Source organism: Pseudomonas sp., assembly GCF_049590575.1.
In the GTDB taxonomy this organism is placed as follows: Bacteria; Pseudomonadota; Gammaproteobacteria; order Pseudomonadales; family Pseudomonadaceae; genus Aquipseudomonas.
In genome coordinates, this window is the sequence record NZ_JBAWDE010000122.1 from 1 (window position 1) to 1,991 (window position 1,991).

The 1,991-nt window shown below is 57.4% G+C and carries 1 protein-coding gene and 1 pseudogene; both read right to left on the reverse strand.

What is annotated here, in order from left to right; all coding sequences use genetic code 11:
* Positions 1–1,155, reverse strand: a 1,155-nt coding sequence (locus WBR57_RS09865; protein ID WP_424083664.1) for a nickel-dependent hydrogenase large subunit, incomplete at its 3' end; no start/stop codon positions are given.
* Positions 1,156–1,208: 53 nt separating this feature from the next.
* A pseudogene (locus WBR57_RS09870) lies at positions 1,209–1,991 on the reverse strand (hypothetical protein); the annotation flags it as partial.

A 1,991-nucleotide genomic window follows, 5' to 3' on the forward strand; every position in this document is an offset into this window, starting at 1 on the left:
CAGATGGTGCCCGGTACGCTTGTCAAACCAGCGCGGCGACATTACCCAGGTGTAGTTTCCTTTGAAATCGCGCTTCTGCGGCCGGGGAACCGTGGTCTGATTCCAAGGATGCCGCTGATCTACCGGATTGCCCAGCGGGTCGTTCTTGACGAAGGTCTCCGACTTCTGCCAGTCGTCATAGTAAGAGCTGCCTAGCAGAATCCGAATGTTCAGATTGATGTCGACCAGGTTGTGGGTCACCAGTTGGCCATCCACAACCACGCCGGGCGTCACGTACATCGCGTCGCCCCATTCCGCCATGTTCTTGTAGGTGTAGTCGCACACATCGGGATTCTGGAAGGAGCCCCAGCAGCCCAACAGAATTCGGCGCTGGCCTACTTTCTCGTACCCCGGCAGCGCTTCATAGAAGAAATCGAACAGGTCGTCATGCAGTGGGACTACTTTCTTCATGAACTCGACATACTTCATCAGGCGGACCATATAGTCCGTGAAGAGTTGAACGGTGGGCACGGTCCCCACGCCGCCCGGATAAAGAGTTGAGGGGTGGACATGCCGGCCTTCCATCAGGCAGAACATCTCGCGGGTCATGCGGCTGACCTGCAGGGTTTCGCGGTAAAACGAACCCGTGAACGGATTGAGCGCGGTCATGATTTCCGAGATGGTCTTGAAACCGTGCAGCTTCGCGCCGTTGGCGGGCGTTCGTTGGGCTTTATCCCAAACGCCCGGATTGGTTTCCTTGATCATCTGCTCGCAGAAATCGACGCCGACCAGATTGTCCTGAAAGATGTTGTGGTCGAACATGTACTCGGCGGCTTCGCCCAGGTTCACGATCCACTCGGCGATGCCGGGCGGCCGGATTCCGAAGGCCATATTTTGCGCGTATGTGGCGCAAGTGGCATGATTATCGCCGCAGATTCCACAGATCCGGCTGGTGATGAAATGAGCGTCGCGCGGATCCTTGCCCTTCATGAAAATACTGTAGCCGCGGAAGATCGACGAGGTGCTGTAGCACTCCGCCACCTCCCGGTTGTCGAAGTCGATCTTGGTAAAGATGCCGAGACTGCCCACGATCCTTGTGATCGGGTCCCAATTCATCTCCACCAGATTGCGCGGCTTGGAAGGCGCGCCAGTTGTCGGTGCCGTAATCGTGCTCATTTAGCCCCTTTTCGAATTCGGTCTTGGAATCTAATAGGATCGTGCCTCAGGATTCAATAGGATCGTGGATGATAACCGGTGGTGAGCTCCGCGCGCGGATGTCTCCATTTCGGTTCTTTGTTCACGGTATGGTTGGTGATGCCGCGCAATGCTGTAACGGCGCGTCCATAAATGCCAACCGTGCCGGCGGATACGTGGGAGCCGGGGGGCGCGTCCATAAATGGCATGAATTTGTCGGGAAAGCCCGGCATAGTGCAGCCAATGCAGATTCCGCCCACATTGGGACAGCCGCCGATTCCCGCCATCCAGCCGCGTTTGGGCACGTTGCAGTTGACCACCGGTCCCCAGCAACCCAGTTTGACGATGCACTTCGGCGAGCCGTAGTGGTCCGCGAAGTCTCCCTGCTCGTAGTAACCCGCGCGATCACAGCCCTCGTGAACCGTCTTACCAAACAACCAAGTGGGACGCAGTTGGTCGTCCAGTGGAATCATGGGCGCGAGACCGGCCACTTGATACAACAGATAAAGAAGCGTCTCCATGAAATTGTCCGGCTGGACTGGACACCCTGGGACGTTGACAATCGGCAAGCCTGCCTTGGAGCGCCAGTCCCAGCCGAGATAATCGGCCAAGCCCATGGCTCCCGTCGGATTGCCCTGCATGGCGTGAATGCCTCCATAGGTTGCGCACGTGCCCGCGCCTACTATAGCGAGAGCCTTGGGCGCCAACCGGTCGATCCATTCATTGGTGGTAATGGGCTGACCCGTGTCGGGGTTGGTGCCAAAAGCCGCCCAATAACCTTCCCTCTTGATCTTTTCGTTAGGGATGGAACCCTCCAC